18 protein-coding genes are annotated in these 20,959 nt (G+C 50.5%); 6 read left to right on the forward strand and 12 right to left on the reverse strand.

Translation table 11 applies throughout. The features are described from left to right. The first annotated feature begins 79 nt into the window (after positions 1 to 79). On the forward strand, positions 80 to 1,474 hold the full coding sequence (locus ACJJIR_RS18780) for a sigma-54-dependent transcriptional regulator (protein WP_444906461.1): 1,395 nt from the start codon (positions 80 to 82) through the stop codon (positions 1,472 to 1,474). A gap of 75 nt (positions 1,475 to 1,549) precedes the next feature. Here ACJJIR_RS18780 and ACJJIR_RS18785 read toward each other — a convergent pair whose 3' ends face one another. Genes ACJJIR_RS18785 through ACJJIR_RS18810 form a run of 6 tightly spaced genes read right to left on the reverse strand, consistent with a single transcriptional unit; the run spans position 1,550 to position 8,157 of the window. After that, positions 1,550 to 1,981 (reverse strand): type IV pilin protein, encoded by a 432-nt coding sequence (locus ACJJIR_RS18785; protein WP_444906462.1) that lies wholly within the window; start codon positions 1,979 to 1,981, stop codon positions 1,550 to 1,552. 13 nt (positions 1,982 to 1,994) lie between these two features. After that, positions 1,995 to 5,483 (reverse strand): pilus assembly protein, encoded by a 3,489-nt coding sequence (locus ACJJIR_RS18790; protein ID WP_444906463.1) that lies wholly within the window; start codon positions 5,481 to 5,483, stop codon positions 1,995 to 1,997. A gap of 24 nt (positions 5,484 to 5,507) precedes the next feature. After that, positions 5,508 to 6,062, reverse strand: a complete 555-nt coding sequence (locus ACJJIR_RS18795; protein WP_444906464.1) for a pilus assembly PilX family protein — start codon at positions 6,060 to 6,062, stop codon at positions 5,508 to 5,510. A gap of 14 nt (positions 6,063 to 6,076) precedes the next feature. Beyond that, entirely contained in the window at positions 6,077 to 7,138 is a 1,062-nt protein-coding gene (locus ACJJIR_RS18800) for a PilW family protein (protein ID WP_444906465.1), read from the reverse strand. Positions 7,139 to 7,149: 11 nt separating this feature from the next. Further along, positions 7,150 to 7,587 (reverse strand): type IV pilus modification protein PilV, encoded by a 438-nt coding sequence (gene pilV, locus ACJJIR_RS18805; RefSeq protein WP_444906466.1) that lies wholly within the window; start codon positions 7,585 to 7,587, stop codon positions 7,150 to 7,152. Positions 7,588 to 7,596: 9 nt separating this feature from the next. After that, on the reverse strand, positions 7,597 to 8,157 hold the full coding sequence (locus ACJJIR_RS18810) for a GspH/FimT family pseudopilin (RefSeq protein ID WP_444906467.1): 561 nt from the start codon (positions 8,155 to 8,157) through the stop codon (positions 7,597 to 7,599). 198 nt (positions 8,158 to 8,355) lie between these two features. Here ACJJIR_RS18810 and ACJJIR_RS18815 point away from each other — a divergent pair, with 198 nt between their 5' ends. Beyond that, on the forward strand, positions 8,356 to 8,868 hold the full coding sequence (locus tag ACJJIR_RS18815) for a GspH/FimT family pseudopilin (protein ID WP_444906468.1): 513 nt from the start codon (positions 8,356 to 8,358) through the stop codon (positions 8,866 to 8,868). Between the two features lie 43 nt (positions 8,869 to 8,911). Here the strand turns inward: ACJJIR_RS18815 and ispH are convergent, their stop codons facing one another. The 6 genes from ispH to murJ form a co-directional block, all read right to left on the reverse strand. Continuing rightward, a complete protein-coding gene (gene ispH, locus ACJJIR_RS18820) occupies positions 8,912 to 9,844 on the reverse strand; it encodes a 4-hydroxy-3-methylbut-2-enyl diphosphate reductase (RefSeq protein ID WP_444906469.1) in 933 nt (310 codons plus the stop codon). A 43-nt stretch (positions 9,845 to 9,887) separates the two neighbouring features. Continuing rightward, on the reverse strand, positions 9,888 to 10,328 hold the full coding sequence (locus ACJJIR_RS18825) for an FKBP-type peptidyl-prolyl cis-trans isomerase (protein WP_282934364.1): 441 nt from the start codon (positions 10,326 to 10,328) through the stop codon (positions 9,888 to 9,890). A 6-nt stretch (positions 10,329 to 10,334) separates the two neighbouring features. Beyond that, a complete protein-coding gene (lspA, locus tag ACJJIR_RS18830; RefSeq protein WP_444892732.1) occupies positions 10,335 to 10,862 on the reverse strand; it encodes a signal peptidase II in 528 nt (175 codons plus the stop codon). Continuing rightward, positions 10,855 to 13,659 carry an isoleucine--tRNA ligase gene (gene ileS, locus ACJJIR_RS18835; RefSeq protein WP_444906470.1) on the reverse strand — a complete coding sequence of 935 codons (2,805 nt, stop codon included), beginning with the start codon at positions 13,657 to 13,659 and terminating at the stop codon, positions 10,855 to 10,857. Before ileS ends, lspA begins: the two co-directional genes overlap by 8 nt. Positions 13,660 to 13,710: 51 nt before the next feature. Then, the gene (gene ribF / locus ACJJIR_RS18840; RefSeq protein ID WP_444906471.1) at positions 13,711 to 14,691 is read right to left on the reverse strand and encodes a bifunctional riboflavin kinase/FAD synthetase; all 981 of its coding nucleotides are present in this window, start codon (positions 14,689 to 14,691) and stop codon (positions 13,711 to 13,713) included. Positions 14,692 to 14,790: 99 nt separating this feature from the next. Beyond that, entirely contained in the window at positions 14,791 to 16,401 is a 1,611-nt protein-coding gene (gene murJ, locus ACJJIR_RS18845; protein ID WP_444906472.1) for a murein biosynthesis integral membrane protein MurJ, read from the reverse strand. A 468-nt stretch (positions 16,402 to 16,869) separates the two neighbouring features. Between murJ and ACJJIR_RS18850 the strand changes: the two genes are divergently transcribed. The 4 genes from ACJJIR_RS18850 to rpsT all read left to right on the forward strand — a co-directional run bounded on the left by ACJJIR_RS18850 (position 16,870) and on the right by rpsT (position 20,927). Then, a complete protein-coding gene (locus tag ACJJIR_RS18850) occupies positions 16,870 to 17,556 on the forward strand; it encodes an OmpA family protein (RefSeq protein WP_108731695.1) in 687 nt (228 codons plus the stop codon). A gap of 211 nt (positions 17,557 to 17,767) precedes the next feature. Continuing rightward, on the forward strand, positions 17,768 to 18,457 hold the full coding sequence (gene pdsR, locus ACJJIR_RS18855; RefSeq protein WP_108735148.1) for a proteobacterial dedicated sortase system response regulator: 690 nt from the start codon (positions 17,768 to 17,770) through the stop codon (positions 18,455 to 18,457). 35 nt (positions 18,458 to 18,492) lie between these two features. Then, positions 18,493 to 20,517, forward strand: coding sequence for an ATP-binding protein (locus ACJJIR_RS18860; protein WP_444906473.1), 2,025 nt, complete (start codon positions 18,493 to 18,495; stop codon positions 20,515 to 20,517). 143 nt (positions 20,518 to 20,660) lie between these two features. Continuing rightward, complete coding sequence (gene rpsT / locus ACJJIR_RS18865) at positions 20,661 to 20,927, forward strand: 30S ribosomal protein S20 (RefSeq protein ID WP_108731693.1); 267 nt, start codon at positions 20,661 to 20,663, stop codon at positions 20,925 to 20,927. The last annotated feature ends 32 nt before the right edge of the window (positions 20,928 to 20,959 follow it).

The raw sequence follows: 20,959 nt of genomic DNA on the forward strand, positions 1-20,959 counted from the left end.
TGGTTTTCAGATTTCTGACATAATTACAATTGATATACTACTTACTAATTTCAACACAACAAGAAAAGACAGAGAAATAATGCGACCTCTGGCACTGGTTGTTGACGACGAACCAGATATTTGTAACTTAATTAGCCTAACACTCAAGCGTATGAATGTGGACTGCCACAGTGCAGGTACACTCTCACAAGCGAAGGAGTTACTACACAACAATAACTATCAATTTTGCTTAACGGATTTACGCCTACCTGACGGCGATGGATTGCAACTGGTTGAACATATTCAAGAAAGTGTCGAGTCACACTTACCTATAGCTGTTATTACTGCTCATGGGAATATGGATAGTGCAATTAAAGCCTTAAAATTAGGCGCGTTTGACTTTGTCAGTAAACCCGTAGATTTGGAGCGGTTGAGAAATTTATCCCAGCTTGCTCTCCGGTTGAATCACCAGCAAATCAGCGAATTAGCCCAAAGTGACACAGAACTACTACTGGGCGACGCTGACAACATGCAGATTTTAAGAAGTCAACTGACAAAAGTCGCACGTAGTGATGCCCCTATATATATCAGTGGCGAATCCGGGTCCGGAAAAGAGCTAGCGGCTCGATCTATTCACCAACAAGGAGCTAGAGCCGAAAAACCTTTTGTTCCTATTAATTGTGGCGCTATCCCAAATGAACTGGTGGAAAGTGAACTTTTTGGACATCGAAAAGGTAGCTTTACCGGGGCCTACAAAGATAAAACTGGATTGTTACAAAGTGCTGAAGGGGGAACTTTATTCCTCGATGAAGTTGCAGACCTTCCCTTAGACATCCAAGTTAAGTTACTTAGGACTATTCAGGAGAAAACGATCCGACCAATTGGCTCAAATCAGGAGGTCTCCATTGATGTCCGAATTTTAAGTGCCACCCATAAGGACTTAGCTAAGGAGGTGGCAGAGGGGCGCTTCCGTAGCGACCTTTATTATCGAATCAATGTTATAGAAATCTCAATCCCACCACTGCGCGATCGTATTGACGATATTCCGATTCTTGCACATGTAATAATGCAAAGAATAGCGCGGAAATCTGGCTCTTCCAGGCCTAAAATAGACTTCCAAGCTATGTCAGCGCTCAAAAAATTTCGTTTCCCTGGCAACGTTCGGCAGCTGGAAAATATTCTAGAAAGAGCTTTCACTTTATGTGACAAAGGGGTGATAAAAGAGTCAGACCTCAAGCTTGAGCCAAATACAATATCAGCCAAAGAGACACGCAACTTACCCCAGAGTTCTTCGCCAATCAATATTCCCGCTAGAGAGTTATTTGAATCCTCTGCACACGAAACGATTGATGATTTTCTACAGGAAATTGAAAAAGAAGTGATACAAAACGCTCTTAGTAAAACCAGATGGAACAGAACTGCAGCTGCAGAGCGACTTGGAATCAGCTTTCGTTCGCTTCGCTACAGGTTAAAGAAGCTAGGCCTAGAAACTTAGATATACAATAAGAGTAGCCCTGTATAAATTCAGGGCCACTCAGCAATCAATTTACTGCAACAAACTCAAAAGTTCTTACCAACAGTCGGCAGTATCAGAGCCAGTGGCTCCTCTAACACCGGCATGAGTGAGCGTAAAACTTGTGCAATCACTATCCTTAATTTGTGTAGAGCCCGATTGAGGAGAAGCAGTTAATGTATATGTTGTCGCCGTAAGAACACCTGAAATTGAGTAATGATTATTCTCTGAGGAAATGGTACTTCCACCAGAAATATCATTTGCTGCTGCGCAATTTCCATCGTTGTAAGCGCTATAAGCAGTAAAACAGCGTTGTAATCGGTGAGCTATATCGTTCATCTCGACCTTTGCTTCTGTACGATTACTGGTGCGAACATACTCCATATAAGATGGAAAAACTATCGCTGCAAGTATGCCCACAATCACAACAACAATCATGACTTCTATTAAAGTGAAACCATAATATTTGCTAGTACTTAAATTTTTCAAGAGGCTCTTCCTTTTAGAATTTCCGCCAAGAAAGTCGTTGACTTCCCCTTGTCAGTTCACCAGGCATATTCCCATATTCTCCTGAAGTATCTGAATATGGAATATATACTTTCCGACCCGCCTGGATGACATCCGAATAACCCGTAGTAGCACTATCCTGCTCTGTGTTGGGCTCGTCCAAAATACTTTCATTTACATATCGAGGATCACCTAACCCAACAAGCTCCATGGTCCAGCCTGTAGCACCATAAGCACAGGGGTCTTCTGACGGAGTTATGGTCGGGAAAATCAGGCGATCTCGAATCAACAATGGCTTGCTAATAATTCTCTCGCCAGTTGTATCAGCAGTGGAGCCAGTTTCAGCAGGGATTTCTCCAAAATCTAAATACCACCCCTTTTTGGTATCCCACCAAGAAGTGTCACTGTCCCCTTCAATAGTTCTCACACCCCCAGACTCTGAAATAGTCTTTTCGAACAGATCTGATCTATCTGTAGATGCAATACTTGTTCCATTATCGATAATGCCATAGAAGCTATGAATCACATCACCTTCATCATCATCAGCTGATGACAAGTAGCTACCTGTACCAAAGTACACCATGATAGCTTCATCGACCTTTGAGTTGGCCCCCAGAGTTGGCGCTGCCGTTATAGGCTGAGAGCTTCCATTAACGTCCTTTGCGATAAATAAGGGGGTCGGCGATGAATCTGTGCCAAATGCAATCTCCCAGCTAGTCTCAGAGTTGCCACTCAAATCAAATTTCCACATATTGCCATAAATATCTCCGGCATACGCAGTTTGTACGACGCCATAAATATTGGGTAATAGCGACGGGCCTGCAAGGCCATTACCGATTGAGCTACCGGCCTCTAATACTACGATGTCACTAGGGTCAGCCAAGTCAACAATTACTAAAGCAGCAGTATCGTTTGTAGAGTTATATCCATTTCCGAAGATCAACTTCCATCCTGCGGGTGTTGGAGCAATAACTGGCTGACCAATTATGTGGCCAATACTGTCATTATCTGAACTATCTAGCTCAAACAAAACCTTCGGATTTGAGGGGGCAGTAACATCCAAAACAAACAACCCTTCAGAGCCAGCACCATAAGTACCAACTAAAATATTCCTCCACGACTCACTGCCGCCCTTTTTAAAGTAAGCATCACTCACATATAACGGCCCATCCACAATATATTCATGTGGATTTGACTCAGTACCATAGTCAGTAGCTGTTAAATCAGCGAGTTTTTCATACGCACCTGATGGGATGTATGCAAATTCCTCGACTCCTGAAGAGGAGTTAAATCCATGCAGCATTCCATCATTTGCACTCACATAGAGAATTTCTTTTGAACGAACCTGCTTAGTATCAGATAGGTAAGTAGCATAGGTATCACCTCCAAGGTTAGAAGGAAGATACGAAAAGTTCATATCACTATTATCCGCTAATGCTGGGCTGCTATTGACAACATCACCCAACAAATAAGTACGGCTACGCATCCCGGTGACGCCCTCTCCCCACAACCAATCCAAACGCTCCTCTCCAACAGAGTCATCGTCGGTACCTTTTAGAGCTGACTTCTGTTCGTCCGTCAAATTACTCCAAACAAAACTAACCGTATCGGTACCATTGTAAGTAAGCATCGTACGACCAGAAGTTGGTATTTTTCCCGAAGAGGAAGTACTCCACTTAGAGGTATTACTTAAGCTTCCATCCGCATCCATCTCAATGGCTTTAACTTCACCACTCCAGTCATTTGAGTCAAATAAAGCTTGGAAAATTAATGTATCAGTTCCGAGGCGGGTAGAGTTAGCTGCAACAGCTGATGCCGATCCGGATCGACCGCTAATATCACTTAACACTGCCGTTAACTGATCTGCGAAAGTTGTAGAATCGCCAGCGCTATAGAAGCCTCCGCGACTATTAAGTGAGGCATGCAGTAGATCATCTAGTTTATTCGAATCGCTAGAATCGGGGTTGCCCCAGGAAATAGCGGTAGCCGTATCAATAGCATCAAAGGCTGTAGTCGAATCGACGTTACCAGTCACTCCCAGTGCGACACCAAAAGTCACCATATGCTGCCAAGTAGCAGTATCAATACTATCTTCCGCTTGGTTTACATCGTCTGATAAATTTGTATTTAAATCCGTTTTCCAATAGTGCATAGCAATATCTGCCAGCGTATTGGAGTACGAATCAGAAAAAGGTGAGCCATAGGCCCCATCTACATTTCCGTAGCTGCTAAAATCATCATAATCATTACCATAACCATCTGTCATCAAAATGGTATAGCTGGATCGGCATGCAATATCAGAGCTAGTACTGCCGCTATTACCGGGGGTCGAAGACCAAGGACCCTTACTATCGGTCCTGCTATAATATTCACCCGAGGCCTGTAATGCTCCTAACAATGGCGTACTATTTCTCGATATAGTGGTATCATATAAATTACTAAAGAAACCTTCTCTGTCAGTATCTTTAAAGGTACGTACTCCTGTAAGAATTACATCAGTACTAATTCCATCCAGAGATCCATAACCAGTATTCAGTGTACCAAAGCCTACGCGCAGCCCTTCACCCTGAGCCGAGAAAGCATGTCCAATTCCCGCTCGAGACATAAGTACTCGGGAGCGATGGTAACTATACCAGTTGGCAAAATTCTGTATTTCTTCTTCATAGGTACACGCACTTGTATCTTCACAGTCAGTTCGCGCACTACCACCTACATAGGTACTTCCATCATCCCTGATTTCGACTCGAGTATAGCTACTGGAGAAATAAACGTCGCCAGTACCATTGTAGTTAAAATAAGTTGCGGGATAAAAGCTTAGGCTCCCGTTATCACATAGATTATTTTTTGAGTTGACAGAATCTTTTGTGGCGCTGTCTCTTATCCAGCATTTCGCACTTTGCGTATTATTGACCGTAAGGTTCCTCCACCCCTTAGAAGTGTCATAAGGATTATGGTAAGCCTTCTCGGGATCTGCATCTTTAAAAGTGTTACCGCTTTCATCTTCTTCGGCCCATGGAAGATAAAGAACCTTAGGATCATAATAGGATTTATTATTATCAGAGGAGCGAAAATAGGCTGCCCATTTATTATCACTATCAAATTTTGCTATAACCTGCCTATCACTATTATTATTCCAGTAGTCACAGCCAGATGTTGAAGAGCCACTATACGGACAAGGAGTTAATTGGACATCAGTATTACTACTACCGGCTTCAGTCTGGGGATATACATAATAAACGGGATAACTTCTAGAGCCATTATTATGAGCGGCATAGAAGTATCCAGCTATTTCTGAAGGAGTCACCTCCCATTGCATTGACCCAGAATCATCCAAAACAAACATAATATTTGGATCGACAGAGGTGCTTAGAAACAGTGGCTGCTGAGAAAGATCAAGGGAAAATGCGCTATGCGCTACCCCCAAGCTAAGTAGTGCGGCCGTAAGTGTCGAGGCGCTTTTAAAATTTCTTAAAAAACTAATCATAATCATTATTCCAAGCGCAGGTTATCAAGGATCCGAGGTTGAATGAAGGATTACTACGGCGCTATCGGTACCGCCAACACCGCGACTGGTAATACGATAATATTGGGGTGCTTCATCATCAGCGGATGAAGCAAAATCGATAGCACCACCATCATTAGCATTCCATGCCGTTCCCTCAATTCTTTCGACTACATAGACCGGTTGGCTCGCAACTCCTTTTAAACCAAGAGCGGTCGAAACTGAAGCACCCTCCCAGTCATAGACCAGCCAAAATTCACTCGCAGAAGAACCATCCATCTGCTCACCAACTCCAGTTGTACTGCCGTCAAAGAGTGTAGTTATCTCGTCTTCGGATTCCGAGGCGCTATCAAGCCGAGCCTCTGCAACCCGTAAAGCGGCTTCAGCAGCCTGAAGCGCAAGCTGGCGATCGCGCATGTTACCAGCCATTAATTCCTGCATTCCACTACCGCGAATTGCCGCTAATCCAATAAAAGTCATTAGCAATAAAATAACAAGCCCAACAAGAAGTGTTGCCCCGCCTTGCTTTTGTAGGCTTTTAACATAAAGCCTTTTTTTCATCTTTCTCTCTCCAATTACGGCATTCGATTTCGGATAGCCATAGTGCTACTGAAAACTTGCCTCAGGCGCTTATCCCCAGGATTCTGATCAACCTCGCCATTGAAAGTGTATAGCTGTGTATCTTCAAGAACATTGTCATCATCGGAAGATACCAACAACTCAACTCTAATACTGGTTAAAATCCCCCAATCTGTAACATCTTTTGCTGCTTTATAATCCTCTGGAACAGCATCACCATCAGCATCCAATCCATATGTGATTTGCATTTTTTCAACTCCAGTAAGGAGTTCTTGAGACTCGCCATTAATCTCTCTGAATAAGCTCGGGCGGCCAGAAATACCATTATCAATGTAATAAAAGGTGCTGGTAGTCACAAACACTTGCGCATCACTAAAAAAAAAGTTATCTCTTTCCGTCGCATCATCATCAAAGGTTACTTCCCCTTTTTGGTTTCCCGGTGTGAAACCATCAGCATCAGAATGCAATAGCCCGATTCTCTCTGAAGTACTATCACCCTCAAATCCCGTGACTTGAAAAGCTCGCGCTTTTGTACAATCAGCAATGACTACAATATCTTCTAGGCAGATGCCACTGTATTCATCCTTACCCTCATCACAGCCATCATCTTCCACTCCAGTATTTTCGATATAGACACGGTCAGACGCACTGTAACCACTTGCAGCCACAGAAGTACCATTGGCACTTCTCAACAACAAAACATCCGACTCACCGGAGTGGCTAGGGTAACTTGCATTGATTTCGTCATTATCGATCCCCTCTGCGGGAAGGGCAAAATTGTAAAGGGGAGTCTCACTATTATTTAACAAGTTTTTAAACGCACCGTCATCCGAGACGTTGGCGACACTCATACAGCCAACATAACCAGCCATACGTACATCCTCACTTATAAAATCAATAGCAAGACGCCCCGTTTCTTGTACCCTTGCCATAGCCTGCTGAGTCGTAAATGTGACTGCGCTCGATAAAAAAAGCTGCGATACCCCTGCCATCAATACCAAACCAACAGTCATAGACACCATAAGTTCTACAAGAGAGATTCCTCGCTGATTAAACATTACGACCCCCACTAAATTCTTGTCATATATTGAAAGCTACTGGTACCCGCATCATTTCCCGTGCCAGTCGAATCTTCTTCTCCCCACTGAACGGTAACTGTGCACAAATTATCGGCATCACAGGCTATTTGGCCTGTTCCTTCCGGAAGTCGTTGCGATAACAACCCCCTCCACTCTGCCAAATCAGTCTGGGCATGACTTGAACCACCAGTCGGTGTGTCGTCATCAAGAGCTATTTCATACTCAGATAATTTTTCACGATTTGCTCTTAAGCGCTCGAAAATATCCTGAGCTAAGATATTTGCTTGGGAACGCATATAAGCACTGTGGTTATACTGCAGCGCTTGGCTTTGTAGTGCAGCCAAACCAAGCAGAGATGTGGAAAGAATTAAAACGGTTACCATAACTTCGATTAACCCCACCCCACGCTGGGAATTTAGTAATTTCACCTCGCCCCCTTAGCAATCTGTTTTAGCAATTGTTATTAGTCCAGCTGCGCCAACTGTCATTGTCCTTTCACTGCTACCAGTACAATTAGAGTTTTTCAAAACTATGGTGGTATCAGTAAAACGCCCTAGTGTGCCTAGATCGGTATAACGGATGAAATTTGTTACTGCCGCTTGAGCAACTACAACAGAAGCATCCGCATCATCAATATCCCAAGCCCTAAGAACCTGGGTAATAATGGGGGCACCGGCGTTATCGGTAGCGGCGCCATCAACAAATACTATCCACCCTTGATCCCAAGTATCAGCCGCTCCACAGCTAGCCCCATCCGTACTCGCACATATTGAAACTCTTCCACCACGTCTGATAGCCTCCGCACGAGTGTAATTAAGGGCTCCTGCAAAATCCTCAGCCAATGCCACTGATCGGTTGTTGTTGATCATATCTGTAAAACTTGGGACTGCAATGCCAACAAGTAAAGCCAATACAACAAGACTGACCATCATCTCTATCAGGGTAAACCCACCCTGTCGCCAACCCCTGCGGCCCTGACCAGTATTCCTAATTTGCATCTATTTCTAACGCCTGTGCCAATAATTCAGTGTTCACTTTACCGCCAAACACCTAGAAAGAGAAAAAGACTGTAGATATATTCACGAAAGTAGCATTTCACTGAGCTTACTCACCAGATCAAACCGACTAGTGGCCATTTCAGCAGATTCAATGGTCAACAAAATGAGACCTGCGTCTAAAAACCCCAGGAGGGGACCATGACTCAACGGGGCTTAACACTACTCGAGTTGCTAATCAGTCTTTGTATTTTATCGATTCTCTTATTTATTGGTCTGCCAAGCTTTACGCAAATCATTGAAAAGACACAGCTGGAACTTGTGGGGGATGATTTCTTTAGCGCTATACAGCTAACAAGAAATACAGCTGTCGGGAAAAATCAGCGTGTCACTATGCGTAACTTTGGAACCTGGGATCTAGGATGGGAAATTTTTATCGATACCGATCATGACGGTATACGCGATGACAATGACTCTTTAATAATGTCCGGGTCTAGGGTAGAGAAAGTACAGATTCTATCCAACTCTCCAGTTAAAGATTACATATCTTTTATTGGAACTGGTGAGAGTCGTAAGACAGGTTCCCCCCAAGGAGCATTACAAATGGGGAGCCTCTATGTTTGTAACCTTGATGGATCACAGGGCCTGGCCCTGATATTGTTTCACAGCGGTCGTTTGAGGGTCGAAGAGGCGGACCAAAACCAGTGTTCTTAGCCCCCAAAACCAAGGCTCAAGGGGCACAAAAGAATCTAATTGATTACCTCAACTCTTTAGGCAGGGAGAAGCGTATATTTTCAGCCCTTCCATCCATTTCTTCAGGAAGGCTCGCACCAAGTTGTTGCAGTCGGTCAATCACTCCTTGCACCAAAACTTCCGGCGCCGAGGCTCCTGCAGTTATTCCAATGGACGACTTCCCCTGAAGCCAATCTGCATTGATATCATCCGCACCATCGATCAATTTAGCAGCAGCTCCACAGCGTTCAGCGAGTTCACGCAGGCGGTTAGAGTTAGAACTATTCGGGCTACCAACAACAAGAACCAGGTCACTTTCCAGAGCCAGCTGCTTTACCGCATCCTGGCGATTCTGGGTCGCGTAACAGATATCATCTTTTCGAGGCCCACGGATTTCAGGGAAACGCACTCTCAGGGCATCAATGACTCGAGCGGTATCATCCATGGATAGTGTTGTCTGGGTAACATAGGCGAGATTACTCTCGTCTTTAACAGTTAACTTCGCAACATCCTCTTCGTCTTCAACCAGGTAAATGGCACCGCCAGCAGAGTTGTCATACTGCCCCATTGTGCCCTCCACTTCCGGGTGCCCGGCGTGGCCGATAAGTATGCACTCAGCACCGTCGGTGCTGAACTTACTCACTTCAATATGCACCTTGGTAACCAGCGGGCAAGTAGCATCGAATACACGCAGGCCGCGCTCTTCAGCTTCGCGCTGCACAGCTTTTGAAACACCGTGAGCACTGAAGATAACGATAACATCATCGGGCACTTCATCGAGTTCATCGACAAAGACCGCACCGCGCTCTTTCAGGCTCTCCACCACAAACTTATTATGCACCACTTCATGGCGGACATAGATCGGCGCACCAAATACATCCAGGGCGCGATTCACAATATCAATTGCCCGGTCAACACCGGCACAAAAGCCCCGGGGGTTAGCCATTCGGATTTGCATGTCTACTTCAGTACCCTACTTGCTACAAAGAGGGAACCCGACCCTATTGGATCGAATCCACCGCAATAATTTTCACATGGAAATTTAAGGTTTGACCGGCCAATGGATGATTAAAGTCGACGGTAACATCGTCCTCACCAATCTCACTGATTACTCCGGGGAGTTCGCCGCTGCCATTGTCAAAAGAGACTACCAATCCGCGCTCCAGCTCCATATCGGGAGAAAAGGTATCCCGGCGCACCTTTTGCAGGTTTTCCGGGTTGCGCTGACCAAATCCTATCTCCGGCGGTATCTCGATCTCGGCTTCATCCCCCGCTTTTAAACCAAAAAGCGCTTTTTCAAAGCCCGGCAGCAAACTGCCATCGCCAACACTGAAAGAGGCTGGGTCACCTTTGAAGGTTGAATCCACCTCAGTGCCATCGTCCAATTTCAGGCTAAAGTGCAGTGTCACCCGGCAGTGTTCACCGATAACGGCATTACTCATAGTTCGTTAGACTTCCACGTTATTTTTTGCTTTGCCACTTTCTTTTTCTGCAAAAAAAAGTAGCTCAATAACCAGCATTGCAGCGCCGATACTAATTCCCATATCCGCAACATTGAATACCGGGAAGTGCCAGTTGCCGTAATAGACCGAAATAAAATCCCTTACGTAACCCAGCAGCACTCGATCCCAAAGGTTGCCCAAGGCCCCCCCCAGAATTAGCGCCAGGGCACAGGGTTCCCAGCGCTTTGTTGTCGGCAGGCGCCATAGCCAAACACTGACAACAACGCTAAATACAAAGGCAATAATTCCGAAAAACCACCGCTGCCATCCCCCAGCATCAGACAGGAAGCTAAAGGCAGCACCGTAGTTTTCGGCATAAGTAAATTGCAGCAAGCCGGGAATAATTTGCATTGAAGGGCCGTGCATAAACATATCCACGGCCCAGACTTTGCTGGCGATATCGAGGACAACCACCACCAGCGCCAGCCAGTACCAGCGCCATGGATGCCCCCAAACAGGGTTGGAACTAGGCATAGTGCCTCACTTCTCCTTCACCAGAAACGTTTTCCACGCAGCGCTCACAAATGTCTGGATACTCTGCTGATACACCCACATCGGCACGGTAATGCCAACAGCGCGCACACTTGGGGTGATCCACTTTGCTTACGCTGACTTTCAATCCTTCCAGCTCTGTGGACTCTGCACCGGCAGCATCGCTGAGCGGCTGCACAGAAGTGGAGGAGCAAATCAAAACAAAGCGCAACTCGTCTTCGAGCTCCAGAAGCTTTTCGCGCAAGTCATCTTCGGCGAACAGAGTCACCGCTGCTTGCAGGGAGCCGCCAATAGCACCAGCTCCACGCTGCTCTTCAAGCACCTTGTTTACCGCAGTTTTTACTTCGGCGATGGCGGCCCAATAGTCCGCACCTTTAACCGAGTCTGCTGGCAGCTTCGGCAGCGAATACCACTCTTCAATAAAGATGCTGTCCGCTTTGGCACCGGGAATAAACTGCCACAGTTCTTCTGCGGTAAAGCTCAGGATAGGTGCAATCCAGCGAACAAATGCCTGAACAATATGATAGAGGGCCGTTTGCGCAGAGCGGCGTGCAGTACTGTCCTCTTTAGTGGTGTACTGGCGATCTTTGATGATATCCAGGTAGAAGCCACCCATTTCCACGACACAGAAGTTATGTAACTTCTGGTAGATTTGGTGGAACTGGTAGTTATCGTAAGCCGCGATAATTTCATCCTGTAGACGCGCAGCCTTATCCAGCGCCCAGCGATCCAGCGCCAGAAGTTCACTCTCCGGCAACAAATCTTTTTCCGGGTCAAACCCAGCCAGGTTGGACAGGAAGAAACGAGCCGTATTGCGCAAGCGACGGTAAGAGTCCGCTGTGCGTTTCAGGATCTCATCGGAAACCGCCATTTCACCACTGAAGTCTGTGGCGGAAACCCAAAGGCGCAATACATCTGCACCCAACTTGTTGATTACATCCAGTGGTGCAACGGTATTGCCGATGGACTTGGACATTTTCCGTCCCTGTGCATCTACCGTGAAACCGTGGGTCAATACTTGCTTATAAGGGGCACAATCGTTGATGGCGATGGAGGTCTTCAGTGAAGACTGGAACCAGCCTCGGTGCTGATCAGAGCCCTCAAGGTACAGATCTGCCGGGAAACGCAGGCCGTTGCGGCGCTCCAGTACGGCGTAATGAGTCACACCTGAATCGAACCAGACATCCAGGGTGTCGGTAACCTTTTGATATTGGTCTGCCTCATCTTCCAGAAGCTCCTGCGGGTCCAAGTCAAACCAAACGTCCATACCCTCGGCGTCGACCTTTTCAGCCACTTTGTCCATCAAAGCGGGTGTGTCCGGGTGGATTTCATGGGTCTCTTTGTGAACAAACAAAGCGATGGGCACGCCCCAGGTGCGCTGGCGGGAAATACACCAATCCGGGCTGCCGTCGAGCATGGCATCGATACGAGCCTTGCCCCAACCGGGGATCCACTGAACTTCATCCGCTGCCTTCTGTGCATTCTCCAGAAGGTCATTCTGCTGCATGCTCACAAACCACTGCGGAGTTGCGCGGTAAATAAGCGGCGTCTTGGTGCGCCAGCAGTGAGGGTAGCTGTGCTCCATCTTACCCTGGTGCAGAAGTACTCCGCGCTCCTGTAACAGGGCCACGATTTTGTCGTCCACCTTGTAGACGTGCTCACCGGCAAACAGCGGTACCATATCGCGGTACACGCCATTGTCATCGATATAGTTCAGGGTATCGATGCCGTAGCGCTTGCCCACCTGGAAGTCATCGGGACCATGGTCCGGCGCAGTGTGTACACAGCCTGTACCTGCATCAGTGGTGACATGGTCGCCGAGGATCATCGGCAATTGCTTCTCGTAGAAAGGATGGTTTAGCTTCAGGTGCTCCAAGGCGGCACCGCGAATACGGCCTACCACTTCACCTTCGAGCCCCGCCTTCTCCAATACGGCATCCTTGAGTGCTTCGGCAACGAGCAATCGGCGCTCAGCCGTTTGCACCACAACATATTCCAGCTCAGCATTGACAGAAACCGCTTGGCTGGAAGGAAGCGTCCAGGGGGTTGTGGTCCAGATAACAACGGATAGGGGGCCTTCACCCGCGTGCCCACCTGCCGCATCGGCGATAGCCAGGGATGTCTCTTCCGTCGCCGGATAGCAAACGTAAATGGAGTAGGAGGTTTTATCCTGATACTCCACTTCCGCTTCCGCCAGAGCTGATCCGCCCACAACGCTCCAGTACACGGGCTTGAAACCCCGTGCCAAATGGCCATTTTTGACCACTCGCCCAAGCGCTCGGATGATATCGCCTTCAAATTGGAAATCCATGGTGCGGTAGGGGTTGTCCCACTCACCGAACACCCCCAGGCGAATAAAGTCTTTCTTCTGTCCGTCCACCTGCTTGGCTGCGTACTCGCGGCACTTCTGGCGGAAAGTTTTGTGATCCACCTTTGCGCCAGCCTTGCCAATCTTTTTCTCGACGCGGTGCTCAATCGGCAGGCCGTGGCAGTCCCAGCCAGGCACATAGGGAGCGTCAAAACCGCTCAGGGTTTTCGACTTGATAATAATATCTTTGAGAATCTTGTTGACCGAGTGACCTATGTGAATATCCCCGTTGGCATAGGGAGGACCGTCGTGCAGGATAAACTGCTCGCGCCCCGCCCGCGCTTCGCGGATTTTTTCGTAGAGCTTGGTTTCCTGCCACTTCTTTAAAATAGCCGGCTCGCGCTGGGGCAGATTGCCGCGCATAGGAAAGTCGGTCTCAGGCAGGTTTAAGGTCACTTTATAATCAGTCATTGGATGTCTACTTCAGCTCTAGTAGAGAAAAATTCATCGTCTATACACCAGTTAGTGCCCCTTGGGGTTTTGCACAAACCAGTCTTTAGCATCGTCAATATCCTGAGCGATGCGGGCTTTGAGGATTTCCAGGGAGGCAAACTTCTCTTCATTGCGAAGTTTGTGGCAAAACTCTACCGCTAGTTCTTTCCCGTAGAGGTTGCTATCAAAATCAAACAAGTTGACTTCCAGTAGTGGCCGGGCGCCCTCTCCCTCAACTGTCGGGCGAAACCCCACATTGGCAACACCGTCAATTTCCGGCCGCCCAGCTGCGAGTTCACTTCCATTCGCGGCTTTGGTGCGAACGGTGTAAACACCAACCAGCGGGGAGCGGTAGCGGTGCAAACGCACATTGGCTGTGGGAGCACCCAGTTGCCGGCCCAAGGCGCGGCCGGGGGCAACCCGTCCGGTAATACTGTAAGGGCGCCCGAGTAAGGCCTCGGCCAACTCAAACTCGCCCCGCTGCAACGCTTCGCGAATGCGGGTGCTGCTCACCCGGGCTCCGCGAATCTCAAGCGTAGCTGTGTCTTCCACCGTGAATCCATTTTCGGCCCCGGCGCCCTGAAGGAATTGATAATCGCCACTGCGATCACAGCCGAAGCGGAAATCGTCTCCCACCACCAAATGGCGGATTCCAAGGCCGTCCACCAGAATACGGCGCACAAAGGCATCGGCACTCAGGTTGCGCAGTTTCTCGTTAAACTGCAGGCACAGCACCCGGTCGGCACCAGCATCAAATAGCGCCAATACCTTCTCTTTAAAGCGCATCAGACGCGCGGGCGCCCTTTCCCCAGAGAAGAACTCATGTGGCTGGGGCTCAAAGATAATCGCCACCGAGGGCAGATCATGTTCCTGCGCGCGTTGCTTGAGCTGCGCAATAATCGCCTGGTGACCGAGGTGTACACCATCGAACGAGCCGATTGTCGCCACGCTTCCCCGGTGGCGGGGGCGCAGGTTGTGCAACCCGCGAATTAGTTCGCGCTCCTGGGCCAAAGCGATTTTCCCATCCTCATAAAATCGAGCCGCACAGTATAGCGGATTCCCACTGGGCGGCCAGAGGCCATATTTATCCAGATATACCCACTTAATAAACTAACTTGTGGCGCGGAAGTGGCGGGGGCGCAATCCTGAAACCAGTAAAACCGACATATAGGTCGCTCCCCCCGCAGCTACGATCAGCCCCATACGCCAGGCGCGGTCATACCAGGCCCATTCACTCCACTGTGACCACAGGTGCAGGGCCCCGAGCAAAATCGCAACCATCGCCAAATTCGCCAGAAGCAACCTTACCAGGTAAGTGCCCCACCCAGCCTCAGGTTTATAGACATCATCTCGACGCAGGCCTTTATAGAGGAGCCAGGCGTTAATAGCGGCCTGACAAGCCGTAGCCAGTGCCAGACCCATATGGCCGAGCTTGAAGTAGTAGTTAAGCGGTATCACAAACAGCAGGCTCAACACCATTTTGGCCGAGATAGCGATTAAGCCAAAGCGCACTGGGGTGTAGGTATCCTGGCGGGCAAAATAGCCCGGCGCCAGCACTTTAATCAGCATAAACGCCAACAACCCCATGGCATAAGCGCGCAGGGACCAGGCGGCCATTTGCATATCGCGCGGCTGCATCTGCCCATACTGAAAAAGGGTTGTCAGGAGCGGCTCAGCCAGTACCACCAAGGCTACAGAAGCGGGCAGAGAAATTAGTGTGACACTGCGCAAAGCCCAGTCGAGGGTATGACGGAACCGGCGAGGATCTCCGTCAGTGTGCTGACGCGACAAGCTCGGCAGAATTACCGTGGCCACTGCAACCCCAAACACCCCCAAGGGCAGCTCGGTGAGCCGGTCGGAAAAATAGAGCCAGGAAACACTGCCGCTGGGCAGGAATGAAGCCAGCAGAGTGTCCATCACCAGGCTGATCTGAGTCACTGACACACCAAAAATCGCCGGCGCCATCAGGCGTAAAATTTTACGCACCCCTTTGTGCTGCCAATCCCACTTAGGGCTAGGTAACAATCCTTCACGAGCGAGAAAAGGCAGTTGAAACAGCAGCTGCACCACCCCCGCAACAAAAACGCCCCAAGCAAGCGCCATAATTTGCGGATCAAACCAGCTGGTAGCAACCGTCGCCGCAGCAATCAAAACCAGGTTGAGCATCACCGGGGTTAGCGCCGGAATCGCAAAACGATCGAAAGTATTGAGTATTGCCCCGGTAAATCCCGCCAGGGAAATCAGCATTAAATAGGGAAAGGTGATCTGCAACATATCGGTAGCGAGATCGAACTTCTCACGCTCACTGCCGTCCCACCACCAACCAAAAGCAAAAATACCCGTAACTAGTGGAGCGCAGAGAACACCAAACAGAGTAACCAACAAAAGTACGCCGCCAAGAGCGCCCGCAACCCGGTCATTTAACTCACGCGCAGCCGCTTTACCGCCCTTTTGACGGTATTCGGCCAGTACCGGTACAAAGGCCTGGGCAAATGCCCCTTCGGCAAATAGACGGCGAAAAAAGTTGGGAATCTTGAATGCGACAAAAAAGGCATCGGCAGCATCGCCCGCACCGGCAAAGCGGGCCAGCGCCACGTCGCGAACCAACCCGGCCACTCGCGACAGCATAGTGGCAGCACCGACAACGGAACTGCCCCGCAGCAATCTGGAAGCACCAGATTTTTCGACTGCCTGTTCCTGAGCTGGGGATGACTGCGACAAAACTCGGACTCCTGGCGAAAATTGAAATTTGTTGGCCGGCAAGTCTACCCCAAAACCTGGGGATATATGGGCTCCTCTACAGAGCTGAGGCCCTGCGACTGCGGGACCGCGAGCCTATACTAAGAGCGAGCTAGTCGCGCCACCCAAGGAGCTGGTGGTGCGGGGAGAGAAGGGATGACCATTAGTGCTTTGATTATTGCCCTGGTTCTGGCAATTGTGCGGTACATAGCAGCTGTTGATGGCCCCAGCCCCGTCTGTCCATCCACCCCCTGCTATAACTGCGGTCGCCCAGCCCCTTCCAGCTTCCGAGCTGGGTTTCGGAGCGATCGCCATATTTCGCCACAATTGAGCCGCAGTTGGTCATAGCTGCGCCACGCCAGCGCCTCCTTGGAGCTTTTTAATAACACTCAAACGGGCCACAACAGAACAGGCCCACACGAGTAAGAAAAGCCGCTAAGGAGCAGAACAATGAAAAAAGTAGTGATGGCCGTCGCCCTGGGTTCTCTGATTGCCACCGGAGCCCACGCTAAGGAACAAAACGAATCCAATTTGACTCCGGCCAAGCAGGCCTCAGTCTTTACCGGCTCTGCAATTGCCGGTGCAGCATTGGGTGGGCCCGTTGGCTTTATCGCCGGAGCACTCGGCGGAGCCTGGCTCGGAGAGCAGATCAAGCAAGCAGACGAGGCAGATATGCTGGCAACACAACTGACAGAGAGCCGTGCAGAGCTCAGCAACCTGGCACAGCAATTGGATGCGGCTCAACTGTCCGCGAACGACGCCAGCCAACTGGCCCTGGATTCACTGCAATTCCAAATGCTGTTTACCACTGGGGAGGACGAGCTTCAGGAGGGCCAAATGCACCAGCTGAGTGCCATGGCTGACTTCCTCAAGCGCCACCCCCACCTGCAAATTCACCTGGAGGGACACGCAGATCCTCGCGGCAGCGACGGCTACAACAATGTACTGTCCGATCAACGCGCCCTGAGTGTGGAAGAGGCTTTGGTATCGCTGGGAGTTGATGCCTCAAGAATCAGCCGCAGCGCACTCGGCTCCACCTATTCCCAGGCAGCCCGAGGCGATGTAGACGCCTACGCCATGGAGCGCCGCGTCGACATCCGCTTCTCCCTTCCGGAGTCCATGGCGGGAAACTTCTGAGTCAAAGGGGCACGGCGGACAACAAATCCGCATATCCCTTCGCCTTCAAGCCGCACTACATAAGCGTGAGTGGATCGCAAATCCACTCACGCAACTCCAAGCTGATAGAAACCCTGTTGTATTTGCGGGCGCCTTGCGCCCGCCTTTTTGCCTAACCCCTGCAACTTCGTGCATGATTCTCCGCCAGAAAGGAATTAAGTCGGGATTTGTCATGAGTGCAACCATCGCCATTGTCGAAGATGAACGCGCTATCGCAGAAAACTACCGCGATGCTCTGCGCCGCCACGGTTACCGGGTCGATTTATACAGCGCCAGGATTGAGGCCATGGATGCTTTTCGCCAGCGGCTGCCAGACCTGGCCGTGATCGATGTTGGCCTGGGCAGCGAGGTGGAGGGCGGTTTTGAGCTCTGCCGGGAATTGCGCGCTATGGCGCCGAGCCTGCCAATATTATTTCTCACCGCCAGGGACTCAGAGCTGGATATTATTTCCGGACTGCGCCTGGGGGCTGATGATTACCTCACCAAGGATATCTCCCTACCCCATATGCAGGCGCGAATTAACGCCCTACTGCGCCGCGTTAGCGTGCTGCGAGATCAAAACGATGAAGGCGAGAGCTTAACTCAGGGAAAGCTATGGCTGGATATTTCCAGGCTCCATTGCCACTGGGATGAGCAACCCGTGGACTTAACCGTGACCGAATTCTGGATTGTCCACGCCCTGGCAAAAAGGCCCGGCCACGTTAAATCCCGCAGCCAACTAATGGAAGCAGCCCGCGTAGTGCTGGATGACAACACCATCACCTCTCACGTCAAAAGAATCAGGCGCAAATTCCAGGCGCTGGACACCGAGTTTAATGCCATAGGAACCGCCTACGGCATGGGGTATCGCTGGCAGCTGTAAACCGCCATCGGGCGAACAATTTCAAAAATTTAAGTATGAACCTACGCCGCCAACTCTTGCTCGTCAGCCTTGTCGCACTCACCCTGCCCTGGGCCGGCTGCCAGTACCTCCGCCAGGTGGACGCCGCCCTAGCACAAGGCCAGATCCAGGCAATTGAAGCAACTGCGGCGGCAATTGCCGCACGCTTGGCCAGTGCCCCCCAGCTTATCGCCCCGGACCCTCAGCGCCTTTCACGCCCACCAGGGGCTCAGCTCTACCTGAATCCCCTATCTCAAGCTCCGAGAGTCGACGGCTATGGCGATGAGTGGCGAGCGCAGCAACTGGAGCCCAGAGCCCTTGAGGACGGGCAGCTATCCCCTATGGCCCAGGTGACGCTGGGGCAACTGGATAAGCAAGTCTACCTGCTTCTCACTGTTTCGGACTCAACTCCCGCCTACCGGGACCCCCGCACAGGCCTGATCGCTGGTGGTGACACTGTAGAGCTGTTTACCGCTGACCGGCACTACATCCTGCCCGTCGCCAGCCAGGGGACCGCCAGCGCCTTGTGGCACAACCCGAGAGAGGGCCGCTACGAGCGTGAGCTGCGCTTAAGGGGCCGCTGGACAACTTCTGGTGCCGGTTACCAATTGGAACTGGCTCTACCACAAACCCTAACCGGTGGAGCCCTCGCTATCCGTATTCACGACAGGGCAAACAGCAGTGGCTCCTCACCGACTCGAAGCGCCAGCACACTTCCAGCAGATGGTCACCCAGGGCGCTTGGTAAGCCCTCTGCCAGACCTTCAAAGAGAACTCGACCACTTTGCGCGCCCTGGACTGCGCCTCGCAGTAGTGGACAGCGAGGGGTTTCTTCTTGCCAGCAACGGACAACTACAGCTGGCAGATTCCGAGAGCAATTCGTGGCTGAGAGACTGGGCTTATCGCAAATTGCTTTCCAGAGAGGATTTGCCACAGCTGCCGGAAAATAGCTTGCCTCTTCCGACGCCTGACAGCCGTGGCACCCGGGAGCAATGGTATTCAGGACCGCTGCAATCCCGAATTGGTGCGGTGAGTGTGCCCGTTATCACCCGGGTCGACGAAGTGGTTGAGCGGCCACTTCTGGGGCAAGTCGTCGTCCTGCAATCTGGCGAAGCGATGCAATCAGTCACCGAGGGAGCAGCCCACCGGTTGTGGTTGATCAGCTGCGCCGCGGCCGCTATCGCCCTGCTCTTCCTTTTGGGCTACGCCAGCTGGCTTTCCTGGCGCGTGCGCAAGCTACACCAGGCCGCCCGCAACGCAGTAGATTCCAGCGGCAAACTGCGCGGCAACTTTCCCCATTCAAAGGCAAGCGATGAACTGGGAGACCTAAACCGGGCCTTCGCCAGCCTGCTCGCAGAACTGGACCAATATCACCAGTACCTGCGCACTCTCGCCAGTAAGTTGTCACACGAGCTACGCACACCGCTGGCAGTGGTTCGCTCATCCCTGGATAACCTCTCCGCCGGAGAACTCGACGACCACAGCCGCCGCTATGCAGAGCGGGCTATGGATGGCAGTGCAAGGCTGTCGGGGATTCTCAACAGTCTATCCGCAGCCAGCAATCTTGAAACCAGCATCCACCAAGCGGAGCGGGAGCCTTTCGACCTGGCAGACCTGCTTGAAGTCATGACACAGTGCTATGGCGATGCTCACAGCGAACACCAATTTACTCTGAACAAACCCACTGGGGAGCTAGCCTGCCACGGCGCACCGGAGTTGTTGGCTCAACTACTGGACAAGCTGGTGGATAACGCTTGCAGCTTCGCCCCCCAAGGCAGTGAAATTTGCCTGTCAGTAGCAACAAACAGAGATATGTACCTGATCACAGTAGGCAATGACGGCCCTCTGCTCCCGGAAGGTTACGCTCACAAGCTATTTGACTCTCTCGTTTCTGTGCGCAGTCAAGGCGATAATGCCGGCCACCTGGGGCTGGGACTGCATATCGCCAAACTGATCGCAGACTTCCACGGAGGCTCCCTAAAAGCCCGAAACCGCAGCGACGGCAGCGGTGTAGAGTTCAGCCTGGAGTTGCCGACCGGGTAACCGCCGTTGTGGATTGACAACATATCTGCACCGAGACGCCCGCTATGGTTGACAAACAACCAACTGTGGGGATAATGTCGCGTCCCGATCGGGCCCCAGGGCCTGTTAGTTACAGATTTATAGATTCCAGACAGGAGCAACCGGTGGCCAACTCACCTCAAGCGAAGAAACGCGCGCGCCAGAACGACAAGCGCCGCATGCACAACGCCAGTCTGCGCTCCATGGTGCGCACCTACATCAAGAAGGTAGTTGCGGCCATCGATGCCGGCGATGCGGAAAAAGCAAAAACTGCGTACGCAGAAGCAGTTCCCGTTATTGACCGTATGGCAGACAAAGGCATTATTCACAAGAATAAAGCCGCTCGTCATAAGAGCCGTCTGAACGCTCAGATCAAAGCTCTGGCCGCCTAATCCCTTAGGCAGCAGACACAAAAAAGCCCCGC

Source organism: Microbulbifer maximicatervae (SeqCode) (genome assembly GCF_052467385.1).

What these genes read in the sequence shown, in the direction of transcription:
- ACJJIR_RS18780 (WP_444906461.1), top strand. Translation starts at nt 80, where the DNA reads ATGCGACCTCTGGCACTGGTTGTTGACGACGAACCAGATATTTGTAAC.
- ACJJIR_RS18790 (WP_444906463.1), bottom strand. Translation starts at nt 5,483, where the DNA reads ATGATTAGTTTTTTAAGAAATTTTAAAAGCGCCTCGACACTTACGGCC.
- ACJJIR_RS18795 (WP_444906464.1), bottom strand. Translation starts at nt 6,062, where the DNA reads ATGAAAAAAAGGCTTTATGTTAAAAGCCTACAAAAGCAAGGCGGGGCA.
- ACJJIR_RS18800 (WP_444906465.1), bottom strand. Translation starts at nt 7,138, where the DNA reads ATGTTTAATCAGCGAGGAATCTCTCTTGTAGAACTTATGGTGTCTATG.
- ACJJIR_RS18810 (WP_444906467.1), bottom strand. Translation starts at nt 8,157, where the DNA reads ATGCAAATTAGGAATACTGGTCAGGGCCGCAGGGGTTGGCGACAGGGT.
- ACJJIR_RS18815 (WP_444906468.1), top strand. Translation starts at nt 8,356, where the DNA reads ATGACTCAACGGGGCTTAACACTACTCGAGTTGCTAATCAGTCTTTGT.
- ispH (WP_444906469.1), bottom strand. Translation starts at nt 9,844, where the DNA reads ATGCAAATCCGAATGGCTAACCCCCGGGGCTTTTGTGCCGGTGTTGAC.
- ACJJIR_RS18825 (WP_282934364.1), bottom strand. Translation starts at nt 10,328, where the DNA reads ATGAGTAATGCCGTTATCGGTGAACACTGCCGGGTGACACTGCACTTT.
- lspA (WP_444892732.1), bottom strand. Translation starts at nt 10,862, where the DNA reads ATGCCTAGTTCCAACCCTGTTTGGGGGCATCCATGGCGCTGGTACTGG.
- ileS (WP_444906470.1), bottom strand. Translation starts at nt 13,659, where the DNA reads ATGACTGATTATAAAGTGACCTTAAACCTGCCTGAGACCGACTTTCCT.
- ACJJIR_RS18850 (WP_108731695.1), top strand. Translation starts at nt 16,870, where the DNA reads ATGAAAAAAGTAGTGATGGCCGTCGCCCTGGGTTCTCTGATTGCCACC.
- pdsR (WP_108735148.1), top strand. Translation starts at nt 17,768, where the DNA reads ATGAGTGCAACCATCGCCATTGTCGAAGATGAACGCGCTATCGCAGAA.
- ACJJIR_RS18860 (WP_444906473.1), top strand. Translation starts at nt 18,493, where the DNA reads ATGAACCTACGCCGCCAACTCTTGCTCGTCAGCCTTGTCGCACTCACC.